18 protein-coding genes are annotated in these 23100 nt (G+C 67.4%); 10 read left to right on the forward strand and 8 right to left on the reverse strand.

Annotation, left to right across the window (positions count from 1 at the left end):
- Positions 1 to 53: 53 nt before the first annotated feature.
- The 5 genes from OB2597_RS02060 to hmgA all read right to left on the reverse strand — a co-directional run bounded on the left by OB2597_RS02060 (position 54) and on the right by hmgA (position 5749).
- Positions 54 to 275, reverse strand: a complete 222-nt coding sequence (locus tag OB2597_RS02060; protein ID WP_009803849.1) for a DUF2783 domain-containing protein — start codon at positions 273 to 275, stop codon at positions 54 to 56.
- 4 nt (positions 276 to 279) lie between these two features.
- Entirely contained in the window at positions 280 to 1908 is a 1629-nt protein-coding gene (locus OB2597_RS02065) for an FAD-dependent oxidoreductase (protein ID WP_009803850.1), read from the reverse strand.
- Between the two features lie 51 nt (positions 1909 to 1959).
- Positions 1960 to 2910: an MBL fold metallo-hydrolase gene (locus OB2597_RS02070; protein WP_009803851.1), complete on the reverse strand. Its 951-nt coding sequence runs from the start codon at positions 2908 to 2910 to the stop codon at positions 1960 to 1962.
- 114 nt (positions 2911 to 3024) lie between these two features.
- A complete protein-coding gene (gene fahA, locus OB2597_RS02075) occupies positions 3025 to 4266 on the reverse strand; it encodes a fumarylacetoacetase (protein WP_009803852.1) in 1242 nt (413 codons plus the stop codon).
- 121 nt (positions 4267 to 4387) lie between these two features.
- Positions 4388 to 5749, reverse strand: coding sequence for a homogentisate 1,2-dioxygenase (hmgA, locus tag OB2597_RS02080; RefSeq protein ID WP_009803853.1), 1362 nt, complete (start codon positions 5747 to 5749; stop codon positions 4388 to 4390).
- Between the two features lie 171 nt (positions 5750 to 5920).
- Between hmgA and OB2597_RS02085 the strand changes: the two genes are divergently transcribed.
- The 3 genes from OB2597_RS02085 (at position 5921) to OB2597_RS02095 (ending at position 7943) form a co-directional block, all read left to right on the forward strand.
- Positions 5921 to 6370, forward strand: a complete 450-nt coding sequence (locus tag OB2597_RS02085; protein WP_009803854.1) for a MarR family winged helix-turn-helix transcriptional regulator — start codon at positions 5921 to 5923, stop codon at positions 6368 to 6370.
- Positions 6367 to 6531 (forward strand): thioredoxin domain-containing protein, encoded by a 165-nt coding sequence (locus OB2597_RS22035; protein WP_009803855.1) that lies wholly within the window; start codon positions 6367 to 6369, stop codon positions 6529 to 6531. The genes OB2597_RS02085 and OB2597_RS22035 overlap by 4 nt, the downstream gene beginning before the upstream one ends.
- Positions 6532 to 6956: 425 nt before the next feature.
- On the forward strand, positions 6957 to 7943 hold the full coding sequence (locus tag OB2597_RS02095) for a PAS domain S-box protein (RefSeq protein ID WP_009803856.1): 987 nt from the start codon (positions 6957 to 6959) through the stop codon (positions 7941 to 7943).
- A gap of 37 nt (positions 7944 to 7980) precedes the next feature.
- Here OB2597_RS02095 and OB2597_RS02100 read toward each other — a convergent pair whose 3' ends face one another.
- Together OB2597_RS02100 and OB2597_RS02105 are read right to left on the reverse strand one after the other, a co-directional pair.
- The gene (locus tag OB2597_RS02100; RefSeq protein WP_009803857.1) at positions 7981 to 8451 is read right to left on the reverse strand and encodes an anthrone oxygenase family protein; all 471 of its coding nucleotides are present in this window, start codon (positions 8449 to 8451) and stop codon (positions 7981 to 7983) included.
- A gap of 14 nt (positions 8452 to 8465) precedes the next feature.
- Positions 8466 to 9095: an NAD(P)-dependent oxidoreductase gene (locus tag OB2597_RS02105; protein ID WP_009803858.1), complete on the reverse strand. Its 630-nt coding sequence runs from the start codon at positions 9093 to 9095 to the stop codon at positions 8466 to 8468.
- A gap of 70 nt (positions 9096 to 9165) precedes the next feature.
- Between OB2597_RS02105 and OB2597_RS02110 the strand changes: the two genes are divergently transcribed.
- The 6 genes from OB2597_RS02110 (at position 9166) to OB2597_RS02135 (ending at position 15301) form a co-directional block, all read left to right on the forward strand.
- Positions 9166 to 9747: a TetR/AcrR family transcriptional regulator gene (locus tag OB2597_RS02110; RefSeq protein WP_009803859.1), complete on the forward strand. Its 582-nt coding sequence runs from the start codon at positions 9166 to 9168 to the stop codon at positions 9745 to 9747.
- A gap of 213 nt (positions 9748 to 9960) precedes the next feature.
- On the forward strand, positions 9961 to 10794 hold the full coding sequence (locus tag OB2597_RS02115; protein WP_009803860.1) for an arsenate reductase/protein-tyrosine-phosphatase family protein: 834 nt from the start codon (positions 9961 to 9963) through the stop codon (positions 10792 to 10794).
- Entirely contained in the window at positions 10791 to 11789 is a 999-nt protein-coding gene (locus OB2597_RS02120) for an ArsJ-associated glyceraldehyde-3-phosphate dehydrogenase (RefSeq protein WP_009803861.1), read from the forward strand. Before OB2597_RS02115 ends, OB2597_RS02120 begins: the two co-directional genes overlap by 4 nt.
- Positions 11790 to 11828: 39 nt before the next feature.
- Positions 11829 to 13094: an organoarsenical effux MFS transporter ArsJ gene (gene arsJ, locus OB2597_RS02125; RefSeq protein WP_009803862.1), complete on the forward strand. Its 1266-nt coding sequence runs from the start codon at positions 11829 to 11831 to the stop codon at positions 13092 to 13094.
- A gap of 184 nt (positions 13095 to 13278) precedes the next feature.
- The gene (locus OB2597_RS02130) at positions 13279 to 13710 is read left to right on the forward strand and encodes an HD domain-containing protein (protein WP_009803863.1); all 432 of its coding nucleotides are present in this window, start codon (positions 13279 to 13281) and stop codon (positions 13708 to 13710) included.
- A gap of 181 nt (positions 13711 to 13891) precedes the next feature.
- Positions 13892 to 15301, forward strand: a complete 1410-nt coding sequence (locus tag OB2597_RS02135) for a pyridoxal phosphate-dependent decarboxylase family protein (protein ID WP_009803864.1) — start codon at positions 13892 to 13894, stop codon at positions 15299 to 15301.
- Between the two features lie 75 nt (positions 15302 to 15376).
- On the opposite strand, the gene OB2597_RS22425 is transcribed toward OB2597_RS02135, so the two are convergent.
- Positions 15377 to 20119 (reverse strand): calcium-binding protein, encoded by a 4743-nt coding sequence (locus OB2597_RS22425; protein ID WP_009803865.1) that lies wholly within the window; start codon positions 20117 to 20119, stop codon positions 15377 to 15379.
- Between the two features lie 561 nt (positions 20120 to 20680).
- Here OB2597_RS22425 and OB2597_RS02145 point away from each other — a divergent pair.
- Positions 20681 to 22990, forward strand: coding sequence for a cache domain-containing protein (locus OB2597_RS02145; protein ID WP_009803866.1), 2310 nt, complete (start codon positions 20681 to 20683; stop codon positions 22988 to 22990).
- The last annotated feature ends 110 nt before the right edge of the window (positions 22991 to 23100 follow it).

Consider the following 23100-nt stretch of genomic DNA (forward strand, 5'->3'; position numbering starts at 1 on the left):
CCGCGGCGGCTCCCTCGATCACCGCGACCCGGCGACCCGCATAGCGAAGCGTCTCAGCCGACATCGCCGGCGCCCGGGGCGTCCCGGACCGACAGCCGCGCTGCGCTCATCGCTTCGGAGAGGACCGCCCGGTCGCCGATGTGGTTCGCCAGCAGCAGGATCAGCCGGGCGTTCAGCGCGGCGCTGTCCTCGTCCGACAACCCCTCGTGAGAGCGGATCAACTCGGCATAAAATTCGTCGGGACCCTCGATATTCGGTTTTGTATTCAACGGCATGGTCTCATTCCCTTCCGCAGACCCGGCGCAGCGCGGCGCGCACGGCGGTCTCGTCGTAGCTGTCCCAACGGGCGACCACGTGCTGGTCGGGACGGACAAGGTAGACGGCGCTTCCCGTCGCGCCGAGGTAGCGCGCGGCCAACGCGCCGGTGGGGTCCTCGGCGGCCGAGGTCGCCACGCGGTGCACCGTCACGCCACCCTCGCTCACGCGATCCGGCGCCTCGGCGTCCACCGTAAGCAGGACGAAGCCGTTGCCCAGACTGCCCAGCAGGAACCGGTTTCCGAGCGGCGCATCCGGACAGGGGCTGCCGGGACGGGTCCGCTCCGGCCCGTCGGTCAGCGCGTCCTCGCCTGTCAGCGACAGGCCGTCATAGGTACAGGGCACCGAGAGGCGGCCCGAGTTCACCAACGGACGAGCAAAGTCGAAGCGCTCGGCCAGGTACAGCACCGCATTGCGGAAGATGTGGCTCGTCCGTGACTTGGGCGTGATGAAATCGGTGGCGCGGGTCGAGTTGAGGATGTTCTCGTCCGCGCCGCAGGCGCGTTCCTCGTGATAGCTGTCGAGCAGCCGGTCCGGCGCCTCCCCCCGGATCACCATGCCCAGCTTCCAGCCCAGGTTGTCGACGTCCTGCATGCCGGAATTGGCCCCGCGCGCGCCGAAGGGGCTGACCTGATGGGCGCTGTCACCGGCAAAGATCACCCGGCCATGGCGGAACTGCTTCATCCGGCGGCACTGGAAGGTGTAGATCGAGGTCCAGACCAGCTCGTATTCCACATCCCCGCCCAGCATCGCGTCGAGCCGCTTGCGCACGTTCCCTTCCTTCAGTTCCTCCTTGCGGTCGACGTCCCAGCCGATCTGGAAATCGACCCGCCAGACGTCGTCGGGCTGCTTGTGCAGCAGGGTCGAGGCGCCGGCCTTGTGCGACGGTTCGAACCAGAACCAGCGCTCGGTCGGGAAGCTTTCGCTCAGCATCCGGATGTCGGCGATCAGGAAGCTGTCCTGAAAGACCCGCCCGTCGAAATCGAGCCCCATCATGCCCCGCACGGGCGATCCCGCCCCGTCGGCCGCGACCAGCCAGTCGGCGAGGATGGTGTAATCCCCCTCAGGCGTGGCGATGTTCAGGACGGTGTGATCCTCCTTCACCTCGATGCTGTCGACCCGGTTCCTGCCGCGCAGTTCGATCGGCGCGCCCCGGGCTTGCGCCTCGCGGACACGCTCGACGAGGAACTTCTCGAAATAGGGCTGCTGGAGGTTGATGAAGGCCGGAAACCGGTGGCCGTCCTCGGGCAGGAGGTTGAACTCATAGACCTTGCGGTCCTCGTGGAAGACCTTGCCGAGGTTCCAGACCACACCCTTGTCCAGCATCGGCTGCGCGCAGCCATAGCGGTCGGCGATCTCGAGGCTGCGCTTGGCGAAACAGATCGCGCGACTGCCCTGCCCGATCCCCTCGTGATCGTCGAGCAGCACCACCGGGATGCCCTGCAGCCCCAGATCGAGCGCGGTGGCGACCCCGATCGGGCCGCCACCGACCACCACGACGGGGTGGCGCACCGGTGTCGGTGCGTTCTGGTCGGCCGAGCGCTCGTAGGGGTAGAGCCTGAAGGCCAGTTGATAACGGTCATCCAGTGGCATGATGATCTCCTCCTCGCGTCCGGCGCTCCTCAGGGTTGGGTCGACCCCGCCCTACCCCTGCAGGTCGGCCCACATCTCCTGATCTCTCTCGGCGGTCCAGATCCGCGGCGTGTCGATGCCGCGGGCCTCGTCGAAGGCGCGGGCCACGTTGAACGGCAGGCAATGTTCGTAGATCGCGTAATCGGTGAACTTCGGATCGCATTCCGCGCGCACCACGTCCCAGGCCTCCTTGAGCGTTCCGCCCCGGGCGACGACCCGGGCCACGGGCTTGTAGGTGCTCTCGACGAAATCGGCGGTATTGGCGATGGCGCGGGCCACCATCTCCTCGCCCACCAGGGCATCGCCGCGCCCCGGGGCGATGGATTTCGGCTCGAAGGCCGCGATGTTGGCCAGCGTCTCGGGCCAGTCGGCGAAATGGCCGTCGCCGCAGTAGCAGGCCGAGTGGTATTCCACGATGTCGCCGGTGAACATCACCTCCTGGTCCGGCACCCAGACCACCGCGTCGCCGGCGGTATGGGCGCGGCCCAGCTTCATGATGTCGACGCGGCGCTTGCCGAGGTAGACGGTCATGCTCTCGCTGAATGTCGTGGTGGGCCGCGTCAGGCCGGGGATTTCCTCGTGCCCCTGGAAGAGGCGCGGAAAGCGCCCGAACTCGCTGTCCCAGTCCTCCTGCCCGCGCTCTTCCACCATGGCCGCGGCCACGTCCGACATGATGACCTCGCGCGCGCCATAGGCGCTGGCGCCCAGCACACGGACCGCGTGGTAATGTGTCATGACCAGGTGGCTGATCGGCTTGTCCGTCACCTCGCGGACCTTCTCGATCACCATCCGGGCGAGGCGCGGCGTGGCCTGGGCCTCGACGATCATCACGCTCTCGTCGCCGATGATCACGCCGGTATTCGGATCGCCCTCGGCGGTAAAGGCGTAAAGCCCCTCGCCCACCTGCGTGAAGCTGATCGTCTTCTCTTCCATGTCGCCCGCAGATGCGAATGCCTTTGCCATGCTCTGTCCTTCCAGTCGTTTCCAGTCATCGTGCCCCGGCCCCGCGCCGGGGCCTCCCCCGCTCTCGTGCCGAAACGCCACGGTGGAGTCCCGGCGCGGGGGCCGGGACGCCGTTCAGCGCGCGTATGGGTCCTTTAGCGCCGCGATCACGGTGCCGGTGCAGTCGCCAAAGCCCACGCGATAGCCGTCGCCCCGCGCCGCGCCGCGCAGGGTCAGGGTGTCGCCGTCCTCGAGAAAGCTGCGGGTCTCGCCCCCGGGCAGCTCGATCGGCTCGCTGCCGGACCAGCTCAGTTCCAGCAGCGAGCCGCGGCTGTCCTTCGCGGTGCCCGAGATCGTGCCCGACCCCAGCAGGTCGCCGACGCGCATCGGGCAGCCGCTGGTCGTGTGATGCGCCAGCTGCTGCGCGGCGGAATAGTAGAGTTCGCGGAAATTCGTGCGCGAGATCGTCGCCTCCGCGCCGCCTTCCGGCGCCAGCGCCACCTCGAGCTCCACGTCGTAGATCATCGGCCCCGGCTCCTGCAGATGGGGCAGCAATTCCCGCTCGCGCTCGGGCGTCGACGTCCGGAACGGCTCCAGCGCGGCCTTCGTCACGATCCACGGGCCGATCGTCGTCGCCGTCGCCTTGGCCTGGAACGGCCCCAGGGGCTGGTACTCCCAGGCCTGGATGTCGCGCGCCGACCAGTCGTTCAGCAGCACGTAGCCAAAGATCATGTCGTCGGCCTCGGCGACGCTCACCGGCCCTTCCGAGGGCTGGCCGACGATGGCGCCGATCTCCAGCTCCATGTCGAACCGCCTGCAGGGGGCAAAGACCGGCAGGTCCGCCTCCGGCGCCTTGAGCTGGCCCCAGGGCCGCCGCACATCTGTGCCCGAGACCACCACCGACGAGGCGCGTCCGTTGTAGCCGATCGGAATCGACAGCCAGTTGGGCGGCAGCGCGTTCTCCGGTCCGCGGAAGATCGAGCCGACGTTGAAGGCATGGGTCCTGCCGGCGTAGAAATCCGTGTACTCCGCCACCGTGATGGGCATCAGCAGCCGCGCCTCGGCCATCGGCACCAGCACCACCTGCGCCCGGACCTCGCTGCCCTCCGACAGCAGATCCGTCAGCGCGGCGCGCAGCTCCGCCCAGGCCGCGGGCCCGAGCGCCATGAAGGCGTTCCAGTCCCTTCCGCCAAGCGCCGCGCCATGCGGCAGCAGCCCGGCCCGCGCCGCCGCGGCCACGTCCAGGATCATGTCCCCGATCGCCACGCCCAGCCGCGCGCCCGCGCCGTCGTCGAAGACCCCGCAGGGCAGGTTGTTCAGCGGAAACCCGGTCTCGGCCGAATTCGCGCTCTCGACCCAGCTCTTCAGAAGCGGCATGGCTCCTCCTCTTCCTGCGCAGTCCGCCGGCCGTCGCGCCCCGCCCCTGCTTCATCTTGCCGGAAATACTCCGGGGGTGAATTGAGCCGCAGGCTCAAGAGGGGGCGGCGCCCCCTTCCCCTCACTTCTTCCCGGGCGTGCCGTCGAACTTCTTTTCCAGGCTGTCCCAGCAGTCGATATAGTCGTCCTGCAGCGGCGCTTCCTCCGCCGCGAACCGCGTCAGGTGCTGCGGGAAACGGGTCTCGAACATGAACGACATCGTGTTGTCCAGCTTGTGCGGTTTCAGCTCCGCATTCGACGCCCCCTCGAAAGCCTCCCGGTCCGGCCCGTGCGGCAGCATCATGTTGTGAAGGCTCATGCCGCCGGGCACGAAGCCCTGCGGCTTGGCATCGTACTGGCCATAGATGTTGCCCATCAGTTCCGACATGACGTTCTTGTGGTACCACGGCGGGCGGAACGTGTCCTCGGCCACCATCCAGCGCTCGCGGAACAGCACGAAGTCGATGTTGGCCGTGCCCTCGACCCCGCTCGGCGCCGTCAGCACGGTAAAGATCGACGGGTCCGGGTGATCGAAGAGGATCGCGCCGACCGGGCAATAGGTCTTGAGGTCATATTTGACGGGGGCATAGTTGCCGTGCCAGGCCACCACGTCCAGCGGCGAATGGCCAATCTCGCACTCATGGAACTGGCCGCACCACTTGATCGTCATGGTCGAGGGCACCTCGCGGTCCTCGTAGGCGGCGACCGGTGTCTTGAAGTCGCGGCGGTTGGCCATGCAGTTCGCGCCGATCGGACCCCGGCCCGGCAGGGCGAACTTCTGGCCGTAATTCTCGCAGACGAAGCCGCGCGCCGGACCGTCCAGCACCTCGACCCGGTAGACCAGTCCGCGCGGCAGGATCGCGATCTCCTGCGGTTCGAGGTCGATGACCCCCAGCTCGGTGCAGAACCGCAGCCTGCCCTCCTGCGGCACGACCAGCAGCTCGCTGTCTGCGGAATAGAAATAGGCGTCCTGCATCGAGGCGGTGACCAGGTAGACATGCGCGGCCATGCCGGTCTGGGTGTTGACGTCGCCGGCCGTGGTCATCGTGCGCATGCCGGTCAGCCAGGTCAGCCGCTCCTCGGAATGCGGCACGGGATCCCATCGGTACTGCCCCAGCGAGGTCACGTCCTCGACCACATGCGGCGCGGATTTCCAATAGGGCAGGTCGATCCTCGCGTAACGCGAGGAATGCTTGACCGAGGGCCGGATGCGGTAGCACCAGGTGCGTTCGTTCTGATGCGACGGCGCGGTGAAGGCGGTGCCCGACAGCTGTTCCCCGTAGAGGCCGTAATTCACCTTCTGGGGCGAGTTCATGCCCTGCGGCAGCGCGCCTGGCAGCGCCTCGGTCTCGAAATCGTTGCCGAAGCCGGGCATGTAGCCCTCGTGCGTGCCGGTGGTGTCGGTCGCGCGGATCATGCCGTTGGGAAGCTCGTGCCTGGTCATCTCGGATCCTCCCGAATGTGCCGCCCCGGAAACAGCGGAACGGTCTGAATCGATGACCCGAATAAATGTTGCATATGCAACGGTGTCAAGGAGATCGTTGCAACCGCAATGATAACGCTTGCACCCCGCCTCTCCGCCGTCCGATATTCCCCGGGACCGAAAGGACCCGCGATGAAAGAGGATCTTCCCCCCCTGCCCGAATTCGACCTGTACGGGTTCACCCCCTACAGGCTGGCCGTCGCCGCCAAGCGCACGAGCGAGGAGCTGGCGCGCCAGTACCGCGAGCGGTTCGGCATCTCGATCCCGGAATGGCGGGTGCTGGTGCATCTGGCGCATTCCGGCAAGGTCTCGGTCCGCGACATCGAGGCCCGGGTCGCGATGGAGAAATACGAGGTCTCGCGGGCGGCCAAGCGCCTGCGCGAGGCGGGGCTGATCGAGCGCAGGGAAAACCCCGACGACCGGCGGCTCGTCATCCTGAGCCTGACCCCCAAGGGGCGGCAGATGATGGCCGAGCTGCTGCCGCTCGCCCAGTCGCACCAGACGGCGCTCGAGGCCCGGCTAGGCGCGGCGTTCGACCAGCTCGAAGCGGGGCTGGAAGCGTTGCTGAAAGAAACCGAGTGATCACGCTCTATGATCGCTGGCGGGCGTCGGCGACCTACCGGGCGCGGACCGCCCTCGACCTCGCCGGGCAGGACTGGGCGACAGTGCCGGTCAATCTGCCTCGGGCCGAGCACGAGGGCGACGCCCATCTCGCCGCAATCCGCAGGGCCCCGCTCCCGTGATCAAGATCGACGGACCGGCGCTCGCCCAGTCGTCAGCCCTCGTGGAACATCGCGACGTGACCCAAGGGCCGGGCTTCTGCTGGCGGACCCCGCCGCAAAGGCGCATGTACGAGCCTGCGCCCCACGCCATCGCCCTCGATCCGGACACTACGCCACGATCAGTCGCGCCGCCCCCGTCGACGGCCACCGGCTGACGTGCCTCCCCGAGGTATCCGACCTCTTTTCTCGCAAGCATCTCCGTGGAAAAGCCGCCTTCCTTCGCCGCGTGCGCCCCGGTCGCCGGCGCGTGCCGTCCCGAGAAAGCACCCGCACAGGCACCATTCCGCACCTGAACGGAAAAGTCCCTTGGCCTCGGTACGGGGGGCCGCTTAAATGCGCACCGGGATCGGAGCGAGAGCGACAGGTCCATTGGTGAAGGACAGGTGATGCAGACCTTGGATAACTCGGACAATCTGAACGCTTATCTTGCCGCGATCGTCGAAAGCTCGGACGACGCGATCATCACCAAGAACCTCAACAGCATAATCCGGACCTGGAACAAGGGCGCCGAACACCTGTTCGGATACACTGCCGAAGAAGCCGTCGGTCAGCCGATCATGATGCTGATCCCCGACGATCGGCAGCACGAGGAGGTGGATATCATCGACAGGCTTCGCCGGGGTGAACGTCTCCAGCATTTCGAGACCATCAGGAAACGCAAGAACGGCACATTGGTGCCGATTTCCCTGACCGTGTCGCCGGTCCGCAATGCCTCGGGCGAGGTGATCGGCGCCTCCAAGATCGCGCGCGACATCACGCAGCAACGCGAGGCTGCCGAGCAGCAGAGCCTACTTCTCGCCGAGATGCGGCACCGGGTGGGGAACTGCTTTGCGGTCGCGGGCAGCCTCATCACGGTGACCGCGCGGCAGGTCGAAACCCCGCAGGAGCTTGCTTCGCGGATGCGGGAACGGCTGATGGCGCTGTCCTCGGCGCACCGGCTGGCCGTGATCGACCCCAGGGGGCAGTCCGGCGGCGGCACCTCCCTGCAGAGCCTCGTCCATTCCATCGTCGAACCCTTTGCCGGCCACCAGGACCATGACCTCGAGATCGAGGACCTCCGGGTCGCGTCGGAAGCGCTGACTCCGATCGCACTGATATTCTACGAACTCTGTACGAACGCGACGAAATACGGGGCGTTTCACCAGGACGGCGGCGGCCTTTCGGTGAAGGCCGGCCGCCGGGGCGACCGGTACGTCATCGACTGGCACGAGCGCTGCCCCCTCGATCCTGACGCGGTGAAGGCCGAAGGTTTCGGCACACGGATGTGCGACGGCGTGGTCCGGACCTCGCTCGGCGGCAGCATTACCCGCCGGTTCGAGCCCTCGGGACTTGCCGCCACCATCGACCTCGACCTGGCCAGCCTGGAGGCCTGAGCCGGGCGGATGAACCTCCGCCCGCGCCCTCCGCATCCTAGACCAGCGTCGCCGCGGTCAGCCACAGCAGCGCGGCAAGGACGGCGGCACCGGTTCTCAGGTGGTTCAGCCCGGTCCAGCGCCGCGCGTAGCGGGGCCAATAGTCCGCCAATCCGCGGGCATCCCCCTCCAGCGTTTCGAGCCGCTTGTTCATCGGCACGTTGCCCACCCCCGTGATCCCGACGACGCCGAGGAAATAGACCAGCCCGCCGGCCGCGACGAGGGCAGGCGCCGCCCCTCCGCTCTGCCACAGGGTCAGAAGGGACAGGGCGAGGGACCCCGGCAGAAACCCCATGAGCAGGACCATGAAGACCGAGCGATAGACGGTCCGGTTCAGCCCGATCATTCCGGCCGCGCCACCGGTGCCCGGCGCCAGCACCAGCCCGCGCATGACGAAATCGGAAAAGCTCAGGAATACGCCGGCCACCAGCGCCATCGCCAGACCGCAGACAAGAAGCAGCCATGTCATTGCATCGCCCTCCGTCAGCTCGACAGGCCGACGGCGCGGCCCAGATAGCGGCGTTCCGCCACCTGGCGGGACAGGAAGCGGGCCAGGTCGGCGCGCGCAATCCTGAGGTCCAGCCCGCGCGCCCCGACCGAGAGATCCTCGATCACCGGCCGGCGGGTGGCGGCGTCGGTAAAGGCGCCCGGCCGGACGATCGTCCAGTCGAGCCCGCTGGCCCTCACCAGTTGTTCCTGCAACTCGTGATCGCGGAACACCGGCGCCAGGAGCGCGCCGAACATCACCCTCTTCCACCAGAAGTTCAGGTTCGACCAGCTGTCCCCCGCGCCGAGCGTCGACTGGCAGACAAGGCGGCGCACCCCGTGCGCCTGCATGGCGTGGATCACGTTCATGGTCCCCCCGGACCGGATCAGGCTCTTGCGGGACATCCCCGCGCCCAGGGTGACGATGACCGCGTCGTGACCGGCCACGGCGGCGTGAACCTCCTCCGCCTGCATGGCGTCGCCGGCGACGAGGCTCAGCGCGGGATCGGACAGGCCCAGCGTCTCGGGCCTGCGGGCGAAGGCGGTCACGGCATGGCCAGCCTTCAGCAGTTCTTTCACGGCGAGGCGCCCGACCGAACCGGTGGCTCCGAATACGATGACTTTCATAGGTGGTCTCCTTGGTTTACTTGACAGCGCGTAAAGTTGACATCGTGTCAATAGTCCGCAACTTGACGCCATGTCAAGAGATCAGATCAGCACCAAGTCCCGCATTCTCGACACCACCTGGAGCCTTCTGGAAACCGGGAAGAGCGCCGTGCGCATGTCCGATATCGCCAAGGCGGTCGGGATCAGCCGCCAGGCCCTCTATCTGCATTTTCCCACGCGGGCCGAGTTGCTTGTGGCGACGACCCGGCACATCGACGACGTCAAGAACGTGGAGGCCCGGCTGGAAAAGAGCCGATCCGCAACCACCGGCATCGATCGTCTGCATGCCTTCATCGAGGCTTGGGGCGGGTACATTCCCGAGATCATCGGCGTCTCGGCCGCGCTGCGGGCCATGCGCGACGCCGAATCGGCAAAGGCATGGGACGACAGGATGCAGGCGGTCCGGCACGGATGTGAGGCGGCCGTGCGCGCCATTGCCGAGGACGGGCGGCTGAAGCCGGAACTGACGCAGAGGGACGCGACCGACCTGCTCTGGACGCTTCTTTCGGTCGAGACCTGGGAACGGCTGGTACGGGACTGCGGCTGGACGCAAGATCGATACGAGCAGACCATCAAGGACCTCGCCGAGGCCGCGCTGGTCGCGCGAGGCTGAGCGGCGGCCGCGGTTCCGGGCGTCGGATTGTGCGGCGTTCGCGGTGCAGGCGTCGCGACATCCGCCTGCCCTCGAACGTCGCGCGGGCGGAAGGCGCCCGGCGGCACTGCCGGGCGGCTTCCCTGAGACCGGAACGCGGTTGGCTGGCCTCAGTCCCGACAGCGTCATCAAAAGTTCACTTGCCATTGCTGCTTTTTCATATATCCGCGAATTATGGAAAGAGACGTTCCCGATCAGCTGACCGCCCTCGGTCACCCGCACCGCCTGGCGGTCTTCCGGCTGCTGATGCGCCGCTATCCCGACCGCGTGCCGGCGGGTGAACTGGCTGCGGCACTCGGCATCAAGGCCAGCACCATGTCCGCCTACCTCGCGACGCTCCAGCGCGCGGGGCTGGTCGGGCCGGAGCGGGTCGGGACTTCGCTGCTCTATTCCATCCGGATGACACGGGTGCAGGAGATGTTCGACCATCTCTTCCTAGACTGCTGCCGCGGCCGGCCCGAAATCTGTCTGCCAACGCCCGGGGGTCCTGGACCGATGACCGAACGCAAGTACAACGTGCTTTTCATCTGCACGGGCAATTCCGCCCGCTCGATCTTTGCCGAAACCCTCCTGCGGGAGCTCGCCGGCGACAGGTTCGACGCCTGGTCCGCCGGCACCAAGCCCCGGTCCGAGCTCAATCCGTTCGCGCTCAAGGTCCTGCGCGACAAGGGGCACGACACTGCGCCCCTGCGGGCCAAGCATGTCTCCGAGGTTTCGGGGCCGGTCGCGCCCGCCTTCGACTTCGTCTTCACCGTCTGCAACCAGGCCGCGAACGAGGATTGCCCGGCTTGGGAGGGGCAGCCGGTCAACGGTCACTGGGGAATGCCGGACCCGGTCAAGGCCGAGGGGACGGAGGCCGAGATCAGCCTGGCCTTCCAGCATGCCTATGGCGCGCTCAAGCGGCGGATCGAGGCGTTCGTCGCGCTGCCGGTCGAGAGCCTGGACCGCATCGCGCTGCAATCCGCCGTGGACGAGATCGGCCGCACATCACAGGAGACATCCGCATGACCACCTATGCCCTGAACGGACTGGGCCGGATGGGCAAGCTCGCCCTCAGGCCGCTGCTGGACCGCGGAGCCGAGATCGCATGGATCAACGACGCGACCGGCGATCCCGCGATGCATGCGCACCTTCTGGAATTCGACACGGTGCACGGGCGCTGGCCGGCGGACTTTGCGCATGACGAGGAAAGCGTCACCATCGACGGAACCCGCATCCCCTTCGTCGGCACGCGCGAGCTGGCGGAATTGCCGCTCGACGGGGTGGACGTGGTGATCGACTGCACCGGCGCCTTCAAGACCGAGGCCCGGCTCGCCCCCTATTTCGACGCGGGCGTCCGCAAGGTCGTTGTCTCGGCTCCGGTCAAGGACGGTCCGACCGCCAATATCGTCATGGGGGTGAACGACGAGACCTACGATCCGGCCCGTCACCGGATCGTCACGGCCGCCTCCTGCACGACGAACTGCCTCGCTCCGGTGGTCAAGGTCATCCACGAGAACCTGCGCATCCGCCACGGGTCGATGACCACTATCCATGACGTGACCAACACCCAGACCATCGTCGACCGCCCCGCCAAGGACCTGCGCCGCGCGCGGTCGGCGTTGAATTCGCTGATCCCCACGACCACCGGCTCGGCCACGGCGATCACGCTGATCTATCCGGACCTCGAGGGCCGGCTGAACGGCCATGCGGTCCGCGTGCCGCTGCTGAACGCATCGCTGACCGACTGCGTCTTCGAGGTGGAGACGCCCACCACCGCGGAGGAGGTCAACGCGCTGTTCCGGGCGGCGGCCGAGGGACCGCTCAAAGGCATCCTCGGCTACGAGGAACGGCCGCTGGTCTCGGCGGACTATACCAACGACGTGCGGTCGTCGGTCGTGGACGCGCCGTCGACCATGGTGGTGAACGGCACGCAGGTGAAGATTTACGCCTGGTACGACAACGAGATGGGCTATGCGCACCGCCTCGCCGATGTGGCGCTGATGGTGGGAAAGACGCTCTAGGCCCCGTTCCGATCCAACCATTCCGCGAGGCCTCCCGCCATGACCGACCGCCCGCAGGGCCTGTCTGCCTACATCGCCGTCACCGCCGCCTACTGGGCCTTCATGCTCACCGACGGCGCGCTGCGGATGCTGGTGCTGCTGCATTTCCACACGCTGGGGTTCACGCCGGTGCAGCTGGCCTACCTGTTCATTCTCTACGAGGTGGCGGGCATGGCGACGAACCTCGCCGCCGGCTGGATCGCCGCGCGGTTCGGGCTGACCTCGACGCTCTATGCCGGTCTCGGCATCCAGGTGGTGGCCCTGCTGGCACTCGCCCAACTCGACCCGGGATGGGCCGTCGGCGCTTCGGTTGCCTTCGTGATGTGCGTGCAGGGGGCAAGCGGGGTGGCCAAGGATCTGGCCAAGATGTCCTCGAAATCCGCGGTCAAGGTGCTGGCGCCGGCCGAAGGCGGCGGGCTCTTCCGATGGGTCGCGGTGCTGACCGGCTCGAAGAACGCGGTCAAGGGTTTCGGCTTTCTGCTGGGGGCGGCCCTGCTGGCGACGGCGGGATTTGTCTGGGCGGTCCTGGGCATGGCGGTGGTCCTCGCCGTCATTCTTCTGGCGGTGGCGGTCTTCATGCCCGCCGGCCTGCCCCGCGGGCGCAAGGACGCGAAGTTCTCCGAGGTCTTCTCGAAATCGGCCAATGTGAACTGGCTCTCGGCGGCGCGGGTCTTTCTGTTCGGTGCGCGGGACGTCTGGTTCGTCGTGGGGATCCCGATCTATTTCTACGCCGTCCTGTCGGATGGCACCGAAGAGGGCAACCGCGCGGCCTTTTTCATGATCGGCACCTTCATGGCGGTCTGGATCATCCTCTACGGCGCGGTTCAGGCCGCGGCGCCCCGGTTGTTGCGCGCCGCGCATCGCCCGGAGAGCGAGCTGATCCGGGCGGCGCGGGGCTGGGCGGCCGCGCTGTTCCTGGTGCCCGCCGCGCTGGCCCTGGCGGTCCTGCTCTCCCCCGGGCCCGAACCCTGGCTGACCGCGACGCTGGTCGCCGGGCTTCTGGCCTTCGGGGCGGTGTTCGCGGTGAATTCCTCGCTGCATTCCTACCTGATCCTCGCCTTCACGCGGTCCGAGCGGGTCACGATGGACGTCGGGTTCTACTACATGGCGAACGCGGGCGGGCGGCTGATCGGGACGCTCCTGTCCGGCCTGACCTACCAGCTTGCCGGTCTGCCGCTCGTCCTCGGCACCGCTGCGGGCATGGTGGCGCTGGCGGCGCTGATCTCGGGCCGTCTGACGGACCGCCCGCAGGGAGCACCGGCCTGACGGGACCGAGCATCCGGTCGCGGTCCCCACGCGGGCCAAGGCAATGTCCGGGCGCTCGCTGCCGACCCGCGTGCAGGAAATTCCGCAGACCCGGGTGGCGGCCCGCCCTCCGCCATCTAGATGTAGTCCGTGGGTATCGGCTTCGCTGCCGCCGCCCCGCAACAGACGGCTGGAAGGGATCGAAATGGGACAGATCGGCAAGGCATTCGAACTCGCCCTCGCCGCCCATGCGGGCCAGTCCGACCGGGCGGGGGCGCCCTACATCGGTCATGTCGCCCGCGTCGCGGCCAGCATACCGGACGGACCCGATGCCGAAACCGCGCAGGTCGTCGCGCTGCTGCACGACGTGGTCGAGGATACGGATGTGACGCTCGAAACCATCGAGAGGGAATTCGGCCCCGGCATCGCCGCCACGGTCGATGCGCTGACGCATCGCGAGGACGAGCCCCCCGAAGATTACCACGCCCGGATCAAGGCGGACCCGCTCGCCATCACCGTCAAATGCGCGGATCTCGAGGACAACTCCGATCCCGCGCGACTGGCGGTCCTGCCGGACGTGACCCGGAAGCGCCTCGAGCAGAAATACGCCGCGACCCGCGCCGCTCTCGAGGAGTGAGCGGGCCCCGGCGACCGGCCGGGACCGCGACCCGCGCACCGAACGGGCCTCGTCGCATCCGACACCACGCGCCGCGCTCGACCTGATCGGGTTGACCGGCTATGCCGGCGATACCGGCTACGGGGTTTGCCCGAGGCCACGCGGATCAACGCGCCCCGGGGCGCGGGAGGCAGAGCAGAGCATGACACCCGAAGACTTCGAAAGCTGGTCGCGACGGGCCGCCGACTGGGGCGCGCGATACCGCAGGACACTGGGCGACCGCCCGGTCCGCGCCCGGACGGACGCGGGCGAGATCTATCGCGCCATTCCCGCCGAGCCGCCGCAGACCGGCGAGGAGATGGCGGCGATCTTCGAGGATTTCGAGAACATCATCCTGCCCGGCATGACCCATTGGCAGCATCCCCGGTTCTTCGCCTACTTCCCCGCCAATGCAGCCCCGGTCTCGGTCGTGGCGGAATACCTCGTCACGGCCATGGCCGCGCAGTGCATGCTCTGGCAGACCTCGCCCGCCGCGACCGAGCTCGAGACCCGGATGATGGAATGGCTGAGGGACGCGGTCGGCCTGCCCGGGACATTCTCGGGCGTGATCCAGGACAGCGCATCCTCGGCCACGCTGGCGGCGATGCTCGTCATGCGGGAACGTGCGCTGGACTGGCAGGGCAACGTCAGGGGCCTGGCCGGCGGCCCGGCCCCGCGCGTCTACTGCTCTGACCAGGTGCACAGTTCGATCGACCGCGCGGCCTGGGTCTCGGGGATCGGACAGGACAACCTGATCAAGCTTCCGGCAGAGGCCTCCGGCGCGATGCCGCCCGACGCGCTGGACGCCGCGATCCGCGCCGACTTCGCCGCCGGGCACAGGCCCGCCGGGGTCGTGGCCTGCGTCGGCGGCACCAGCACCGGAGCGAGCGATGACATCCGCGCCGTGGTCGAGGTCGCGCAGCGCCACGCCCTCTACGTGCATGTCGATGCCGCCTGGGCCGGGGCCGCGATGATCTGCCCCGAGTTCCGCGACATCTGGGCCGGCGTCGAGCAGGCGGACTCCGTCGTCTTCAACCCGCACAAGTGGCTGGGCGCCTCCTTCGACTGTTCCGCCCATCTCGTCCGCGATCCCGAGACCCTGGTGAAGACCCTCGCGATCCAGCCCGAATACCTCAAGACCCACGGGCAGGACGGAGTGATAGACTATTCGGAATGGTCGATCCCGCTCGGCCGCCGGTTCCGCGCGCTCAAGCTGTGGTTCCTGCTGCGGTTTCACGGGCTCGAGGGGTTGCGCGGCATCATCCGCGATCACGTCCGCTGGTCCGGCAATCTGTGCGAGCGCCTGCGCGCGACCGAAGGCGTCGAGATCGTCACCGAACCGGCGCTGTCGCTCTTTTCCTTCCGCCGCGCCGGTGCGACCGACGACGAGACCATCGCGCATCTGCGCACGATCAACGACGAGGGCCGCATCTATCTGACCCAGACCCGGGTCGGCGACCGCATCGCCATCCGCTTCCAGGCGGGCAGCCATGCCATGACCGAGGCGGATACAGGTATCGCCTACGATGCCATTCTCGATGGATTCGGCCTGTCGGCAGGGACCGCTGGCTGACCGCCGCGCCCCCGCCCTTCCGGCGATACGGCTCTTCCGGTCGCGGGGCCATCCACCGGATGGCCCCGCCCGTGCTCAGACCAGGAAATCGCTCGCGTCGATATCCGACGGCGAAAGCGACGCCCCGAAGAGGTGTATCGCGTCGGTCGAGACGCCGTTGAAGTAATCCAGCCGGACGCCCTGCGCCGTGTCGACCTCGGTAAAGCTGGCATGGGTCAGGCCCGAGCCGCGCAGGTCGATCTTGTCGTAGTTGTCCTGCCAGTCGAGGATGAGGTCGCGGCCGAAGCCTACGGCGTCGAAGACGAAGACATCCGCGTTCCCGCCACCGAGCAGGAGATCGTTGCCGAGCCCGCCCTTGATGGTGTCCTCGCCGTAAAGCCCTTCGAGCCGGTTCACCTGATCATCGCCCGTCAGCGTGTCGCCCGCATTCGAGCCGATGACGTTCTCGACGTTCACGAGCGTGTCGCCCTCGGCCGCGAAACCCGAACCGGTGCCGGCCGCGAGGTCGATCTGCACGGACGAGGTGTTGGCATAGCGCACCGTGTCGATCCCCGCACCGCCGTCGATGCTGTCGGCGCCGGTTCCGGCGTTGATCGTGTCGTCGCCGTTGCCGCCCATGATCGTCGCGGCACCGCCATAGTCGATCAGCAGGTCGTCGCCGCCGGCACCTTCCAGGATCGGCGCGGTACCACCGCCGACCAGCTCGTCGTCATGCCCCGAGCCGATGATCCGCTCGACATAGATCAGGCGGTCGCCCTCGGCCGTCCCGCCCGTACCGACCCGGTAGATCCCGACGTTCACGCCGACGGCGCTGTCCTGGTAGCTCGCCGTGTCGATGCCGTTGTAGCCGATGATCGTGTCGGCCCCGAGGCCGCCGCGCATGTGGTCGTCGCCGCCGATGCCTTCGATCAGGTTGTCCTGACCGTCCCCGATGATGGTGTCGGCGTTCTGCGACCCCACCACGTTCTCGATGCCGAAGAAGGTATCGCCTTCGGCCTGGCCCCCCGTCGCGATGTTGGCGGCAAGGTTGATCTGCACCGCGGCCGAGGACGCGTAGCGGACGGTATCGATCCCCGCTCCGCCGGTGATGGAATCGGCGCCGTCGCCCGCGTCGATCACGTCATCTCCCGAGCCGCCGTCGATCGTGTCGTTGCCGGCCCCCGAGAAGAAGGTGTCGTCGCCCTGCAGACCGTTCAGCTGGTTCGCCGTGCCGGTGCCGATGAAGAGGTCACGGAAGTTCGAGCCGATCGCATTCTCGATGTTGATCAGCACGTCCCCCTGCGATGCGCCGCCCTCGCCGGCGGACCCGCCGAGCGAGATGCGCCGCGCGCCCGAGGCGGCGCTTTCATAGGTGACCCAGTCGTCGCCGGCACCGCCGTTGATCACGTCGGGGTTGGACCCGCCGTCGATCGTGTCGTCGCCATTGCCGCCCAGCAGGCTGTCCGCTCCGAGCCCGCCGTCCAGGATGTCGTTGCCGCTGCCGGCGGTCAGGGTGTCGTCGCCGGTGCGCCCGAAGAGCGAGATCGCACCGCTGCCCGTGGCCGTGAAGGTATCCGCGACCGAGGTTCCGAGGACCCGGTCCACGTTGACGGCCGTGAGATCCGCACCGAGCGTGCCGCCGCTGCCATCGCCCTCGTTCGTGTCCGTGTTCAGTTCGAAGGTGGCCGCGACATCGATGAACTCACCGAAGTCGAGATCCGCGGAGCCGGTTCCGTCGCCGTTGTTCAGGGCGACGAGATCCATGGTCGTCGCGTTCCGGAGCAGCGCGAAACCGAAGCCCGCCGACTGGTTCAGCAGGTTCAGCGTCGCGTCGTCGGTCAGGGTTCCCAGATTCGAGAAGTTCACCACGCGGAAGCTGTCGCCCGCGGTCAGGAAACCGTTGCGGACGTCGATGTTGACCGTCATGCCGGCTCCGAACGAGACGTCGCCGTTCGCGAAATCGATCCGGCCCCCCTGGCCCGTCGCCGCGTCGATCAGCAGGTTGATCGATCCGCTCTCGGCCACGAAATGGCCGGTGATCGATGTCACGCCGCCGGCGAGGATATCCCATTCGCCACCCGCGATCCCGAAACCGGACCCGGTGGCTGTCACACTGGCGTCGCCGGTGACGAGCGTACCCCCCTGCCCGATGGCGATGATGCCGGCCGACAGAGCGCCGCCATTGGTGATGGTCAGCTGGCCGTCACCACTCCCGGTCAGTTCGTCGTTGACGATCTCGTCGCCGCCGACCACGACCGCGTCCATCCCCGAGACCGAAGAGCCGGTTCCGTCGATCAGGGCCGTCGCCGTATCGATCCGGTTGCCCTGCCCCACGGCGAAGGCGCTCGAAACCCCGGTCGGAGCCCCGTCGAGCTGGCCGCCGCCGTCGGTGAAGCCGATCGTGCTGCCCGACAGCACCTCGAGGCTGGCGCTGGTCGAGATATCGTAGCCGACCGACACCAGCGCCGTCATCCCGGCAAGGTTCAGAGCCGAACCGTTGGCCAGCGAGACCGAGCCGTTAGCTCCGCCGGTTCCGAAATCCGTCCCGATGCGGAAGGTCACGTACTCGCTCGCCGAACTGACGTTCAGCGTCGATCCGTCGACGTCCAGCACGCCGGTCGATCCGTCCCGTCCGACGTTGAAGTAGGCCGCGCCCGCAGCCCCGGTGGCCGCCATGTTCATGGTCGCGTTCGTGAGGTTCAGCGTGCCGCTGTCCGCCTGCCAGTTGCCGACGTTCGCATAGACGCTCCGGCCGGAATCGAGAACTTCCAGCAGGCCGCCGTTCGCGACCGATACCGTCCCGGTCGAACCGCCCGCACCGCGACCGATCGAGAACCCGCTATCCATCGGATCCCCGTAGAGCGGATCGCTGGCGGAGCTTCCCGTTCCCGAGAACCGCAGTGTCGAATTGTCGACTGTCACGGTGGCCGATCCGCCGTCGCGTCCGAAGCTGGCATAAGCGCCGTAGCCGGAGTTGAACTCGAGAAGGCTGCCGTTCGTCAGGCTGACATTCGCGGTACCTTCCCGGCCCATGTTGGCGCCGCTCCAGGCCACCGCGTTGAAGGTCAGGCTGCCGTTGTCGAGGTTCAGGTTGCCGATGCCGCCGCTGCGTCCGAGGTTGAAGAAGGTCTCCAGCCCGGAGCTGTTCACCGTCATGGTCGAACCGGTGATGTTCAGGGTGCCGTTCGACCCGGCCTCCCGGCCGACACTCAGGCCCGAGAAACCGGTGGCGTTCATGACGGCGGTCGATCCGTTCAGGAACTCCAGCAGCCCGGTGCCGGACTGGCGGCCGACATTGACGTTGAATTCGTCGCCCGCGTCGACCTGCCAGGTCGCGTTGTTCAGCCGGAGCACGCCGTTGCCGCCGGTTCCGATGTCGTTGAAGGCATCGTCGGCCGTGTCCTGGTCGATGGTCGCGCCGGTCGTCACCTCCATGGTGCCCATGCCCGGGCCCGTGCCGAAGTCGGCACCGACGATGATCTGCGACCGCTGCGTGCCGTTCACCTGCAACAGCCCGCCGCTCTGGATCAGGGCCGTCCCGACGGCCTGTTCGATGCCCGCCTGGAACCGGGCCTGCGTCGCGGCCGTGATCGATGTGGTGCCGCCGGTCTGCGTGAAATCGCCGGTTCCGCCGCTGACACCGCCGGTCCCGGCCGTCAACCGTGCGCCGGCGTTGGTCGAGGCAACCGTCAGGGTGCCGGAATTCGTGAGGCCCCCGACGCCGCCGTCGACACCCAGTTCGAAATCGACATCCGCGTTGACGGATGAGACCGACATGGTGCCGGTGTTGTTCGCCGTGCCGGTGCCGCCTTCGCGCCCGAGGCTGACGTACGTGTACTGGTTCGTACTGGAGACGGTCAGGTCGCCGGCATTGACGATGTCGCCCGAGCTCAGCGCATCGCTCCGGCCCAGCTGAAGCGCCGCGCCCTCGACCCCGGTGATCATCGCCGATCCCGTGACGCCGATGTTTAGGGCCCCCGTGCCGCCCGCGCGGCCGATGTTCATATAGCTGTCGCCGACATCGTTGCGGATCACGAGCTCGGACCCGCTGTTGACGTTGAACGTGCCGTCGCTGCCGGAATAGCGGCCGATGGTGCCGCCGGCCGACAGGTTGTTGTACCCGATCACGTTGAACGAGGCGTTGTTGGTCAGCGTCGCGGTCGCGGTGCCGTCACGGCCGATATGGAAATAGGCTTCGGATCCGCCCGTGCCGAGGACGTTGATCGTGGAGTTGTCGACGTTGAGCGTACCTGTCCCCGCCGTGCCCGATCCGTAATCCGCACCGAGCGCGATGCCGACGAAGTCGTCCGCCCCGCCCGAGGCGCTCGACAGGGTGAGGACGGAGCCGTTGTTGAAATTGGCCGTTCCCGTCCCGCCGTCCCTTCCGATCTCGAGCGCCGCGCCGGTGCCGTTGATCGTGACGGTGGACGCATCCGCCGAGAACGTGCCGGTGCCTCCGTCAATCCCGACATCGATGCCCTCGTGATCACTGTCGGGGCTGTTGGCGGCACCTGCCGTATCCTGGATCGTCAGTTCGGCGCCGGCCAGCAGGTTGAAATCACCGATGCTGCCGCTGTCGCGCCCGACCTGGATATTGGCGCGGAGCGAGGCGCTCCCGTTGGCGTCCAGCGTCATCGCGGAACCCGTGCCCGAGATCGTGACCTCGCCGTCGCCCCCGTTCACGCCGACCCGGACCCGGGGTTCCGCCGCCGTGTTGCTTGCGAGAACCGGAAGCACGGAGCCGCCATCGATCGTGATGGTACCGGTTCCGCCATCCCCGTATCGGTAGAAGCCGTCAACAGAATCTTCCGAAAAAACACCGGTCCGCGTAATGCCCATGTCGTCCCCCTAGGGTATATCGTGCCCGGTCGCGCCGATCAGGAAGCGCGACGGTCAATGTGGTAAAATTTTGCCTTTTTGTTGCTCTTGATGTGGCGCAGCCAACTTAAAATAAACCGTTGATATGTCCAACGGATTTTTCAGCCCTTGCCGCGCCCGAGGCAGCGGGATCTGCCGCGGAGACGCGCCTGCCCCAAGCAGTGTTGACGTTCCGGCAAGCAGGCGCCCCTGCAAGAACCCGGAATTGCAACCGGCGCCGAGGGGGGATCCCCGACGCCGGCGCTTTGAAATGCACTATATAGCGCCTCACTCACTTGCGCTGCAAAATGGCTCTCTGAAACCGAACTTTCCCAACACGCGTCAACGGGACCTTGGCGCGTATTTTATGGAAGGCAGGAAAAGGTTTGCACAGAACGGCACCGTCGGGAATGCGCGTCATTGCCTGGGCAATGTTGCCTATGCTCCGCACCCTCCGCAGAGTTGCCTTGCATCCCCGATTGTGGAACTCATGCAGGGCGCGGCAGGGGCGATGACCGGCCGCGGCGGCGGATGCGGGGGGACATGCGGAATTCACTGGGGGCATTGCTGGCGATCGGCCTCGCCGGCCTGCAGTTCGTCGCGGTCCTCGCGGTGGTCTTCTCGTCCTACGTCACCTCGGAACGCGCCCTGCTGAACCACGCCCGCGACCTGCTCAGCGACGTCGGCACCAACACCATCGAACACTCGCGCGGGTTCCTGGGACCGGCCCGCGGCGCGGCCGAACTCTCGGCCCGGCTGGCCGAGGACCGGGTGATCGCCAGCGACGTCCCCGAACTGCTCGAGCAGCTGCTCTTCCAGCAGCTCCTGCTCGCCCCGCAATTCGCCGGCGTCTACCACGGCGGCGAGGACGGGGAATTCGTCTATGTCATGCGCTCGGAGGGGCCGGCCCCCTTCCGCACCAAGATCATCCGGGTCGAGGACGGCGTCCGCACGACCGAGCTGATCTGGCGCGACGACGACTTCAACGTGGTCGAACGGCGGATGGATCCCCTCGACACCTACGACCCGCGCAGCCGGCCCTGGTACATCCGGGCGCGCGCGGAGCTCACGACGATCTGGACCGACCCCTACATCTTCTTCTCGTCGCAGCAGCCGGGCATCACCCTCGCCTCGCCGGTGATGGACGGGCCGGACGCTGTGCGCGGCATCGTCGGCGTCGATATCGAGATCAGCGAGATCTCGGAGTTCCTGGCCCGGCTGCGCATCGGTTCGACGGGCCGCGCCCTGATCATCCACGAAAACGGCGACGTCATCGCGCACCCCAACCGCAGCCTGCTCAAGACGCAGGACGCCGACGGCACGCTGCGCTTCGTCGACATCGCGCAGTTCGAGGATCCGATCGCGCGAGAGGCGTTTTCCGACCTGGTCGCGAACGGCGTGATCCCGGTCGAACACGAGATGCTGTCGCAGTTCTCGTTCCGGAACGAGACCTATGTCTCGGTCGTGATGCCGCCGATCAGCGACAACCTGCCCTGGACCATCGCCGCCTACGCGCTCGAGAGCGACTTCACCGAGGTGATCAAGCAGAACCGGCGGAACAACTTCTGGATCGCCGCGCTGGTGGCCGCGATCACCGGGCTCTGCGGGCTGGCCCTCGCCAACTACATCTACAAGCCGGTCCGCGCCTTCGCCGTTCGCTCCGCCCTCATCTCCCAGGGTGAACTGGACCCCTCGGAACCGCTGCCCAAGACCTATCAGGAGCTGGAGAACGCCAACCGGACCCTGATGCAGCAGATCGCCGCCCGCCGCGAGACCGAGATCGAATATGGCCGCACCTTCGGCCTGTCCTCGCACGGGATGGCCCAGATCGAGGCCGCGACCGGTCGCTTCCTCCGCGTGAACGACAAGATCTGCGAGATCACGGGCTATTCCGAGGACGAACTGACGCGGATGGCGCTGGCCGATCTGGTCCACCCGGACGAGCCGCTGTTCCTGCTGTCGGACGGCCACGGGGAAGACGCCCCGCGCGCCTTCAACCACGAGATGCGCTGCCTGCGCCGCGACGGCGCGACGGTCTGGACGCTGGTCAACGCCATCCTGATCTTCAATCAGGAGGGCAAGCCGATCCACTACGTCCTCACCATGGACGACATCACGCCCGCCAAGCAGACCGAGGACCAGATCGCCGAGCTCTCCAAGGACCTGTCGAACCTTTCGCGCGACAACACGATGGGCCAGGTCGCCGCAGGGCTCGCGCACGAGCTGAACCAGCCGCTGACCGCCATCGCCCAGAACGCCGACAGCGCGCTGTATTCCGTCGACCAGATCGCCGGCGACCACGACGGGCTGCGCCAGACGCTCGAGGAGATCGCCGAGCAGTCGATGCGCGCGGGCGAGATCATCAAGGCCCTGCGCAGCTTCATCCGGCGCGACGAAGGGATCCGCACCGACTTCGACCTTGGCGAGCTTGTCGAACAGACCAAGCGGCTCGTCATCGCCGAGGCCCGGGCCGCCGGGGCGACGATCGAGGCCGATCTCGCCGATCTTCCCCCCGTCCATGCCAACCGGATCCAGATCGCCCAGGTGCTGGTGAACCTGTTGCGCAACGCGGTCGAGGCCGTGGCGGACTGCGAGTCCTGCGACCGCCGCGTCCTCGTGCGGGCCGAACGGCAGGGCGACCAGGTTCTGGTCGCGGTCGAGGACACCGGGCCGGGCGTCGATCCCGGCATCAGCCTGTTCACCGAATTCGAGACCACCAAGCCGACCGGCATGGGGCTCGGCCTGTCGATCTGCCAGTCCATCGTCCACGCCAACGGCGGCCGGCTCTGGCACGAACCGGCCGAGCCGCAAGGCGCCCGCTTCTGTTTCACCGTGGCCGTCGGCCCGGCGTGACAAAAATGTGCAGCCGCGCCGCCAACTGGCCGGAGGGGCGCGGCTTCCCTTGCCGGATCGATCGGGTAAGGTATGCAGGATGAGACCGCTATCGGAGTTTTCGGCCGTAC

The sequence above is a fragment of the Pseudooceanicola batsensis HTCC2597 genome, assembly GCF_000152725.1.
GTDB lineage: Bacteria > Pseudomonadota > Alphaproteobacteria > Rhodobacterales > Rhodobacteraceae > Pseudooceanicola > Pseudooceanicola batsensis.

Coding starts and splice junctions, on each gene's coding strand:
- hmgA (WP_009803853.1), bottom strand. CDS start 5,749: ATGACCAGGCACGAGCTTCCCAACGGCATGATCCGCGCGACCGACACC.
- OB2597_RS02095 (WP_009803856.1), top strand. CDS start 6,957: ATGCAGACCTTGGATAACTCGGACAATCTGAACGCTTATCTTGCCGCG.
- OB2597_RS02120 (WP_009803861.1), top strand. CDS start 10,791: ATGACCACCTATGCCCTGAACGGACTGGGCCGGATGGGCAAGCTCGCC.
- OB2597_RS02060 (WP_009803849.1), bottom strand. CDS start 275: ATGCCGTTGAATACAAAACCGAATATCGAGGGTCCCGACGAATTTTAT.
- OB2597_RS02110 (WP_009803859.1), top strand. CDS start 9,166: ATGTCAAGAGATCAGATCAGCACCAAGTCCCGCATTCTCGACACCACC.
- OB2597_RS02130 (WP_009803863.1), top strand. CDS start 13,279: ATGGGACAGATCGGCAAGGCATTCGAACTCGCCCTCGCCGCCCATGCG.
- arsJ (WP_009803862.1), top strand. CDS start 11,829: ATGACCGACCGCCCGCAGGGCCTGTCTGCCTACATCGCCGTCACCGCC.
- OB2597_RS02145 (WP_009803866.1), top strand. CDS start 20,681: ATGCGGAATTCACTGGGGGCATTGCTGGCGATCGGCCTCGCCGGCCTG.
- OB2597_RS22425 (WP_009803865.1), bottom strand. CDS start 20,119: ATGGGCATTACGCGGACCGGTGTTTTTTCGGAAGATTCTGTTGACGGC.
- OB2597_RS02100 (WP_009803857.1), bottom strand. CDS start 8,451: ATGACATGGCTGCTTCTTGTCTGCGGTCTGGCGATGGCGCTGGTGGCC.
- OB2597_RS02135 (WP_009803864.1), top strand. CDS start 13,892: ATGACACCCGAAGACTTCGAAAGCTGGTCGCGACGGGCCGCCGACTGG.
- OB2597_RS02115 (WP_009803860.1), top strand. CDS start 9,961: ATGGAAAGAGACGTTCCCGATCAGCTGACCGCCCTCGGTCACCCGCAC.
- OB2597_RS02085 (WP_009803854.1), top strand. CDS start 5,921: ATGAAAGAGGATCTTCCCCCCCTGCCCGAATTCGACCTGTACGGGTTC.
- fahA (WP_009803852.1), bottom strand. CDS start 4,266: ATGCCGCTTCTGAAGAGCTGGGTCGAGAGCGCGAATTCGGCCGAGACC.
- OB2597_RS02065 (WP_009803850.1), bottom strand. CDS start 1,908: ATGCCACTGGATGACCGTTATCAACTGGCCTTCAGGCTCTACCCCTAC.
- OB2597_RS02105 (WP_009803858.1), bottom strand. CDS start 9,095: ATGAAAGTCATCGTATTCGGAGCCACCGGTTCGGTCGGGCGCCTCGCC.
- OB2597_RS02070 (WP_009803851.1), bottom strand. CDS start 2,910: ATGGCAAAGGCATTCGCATCTGCGGGCGACATGGAAGAGAAGACGATC.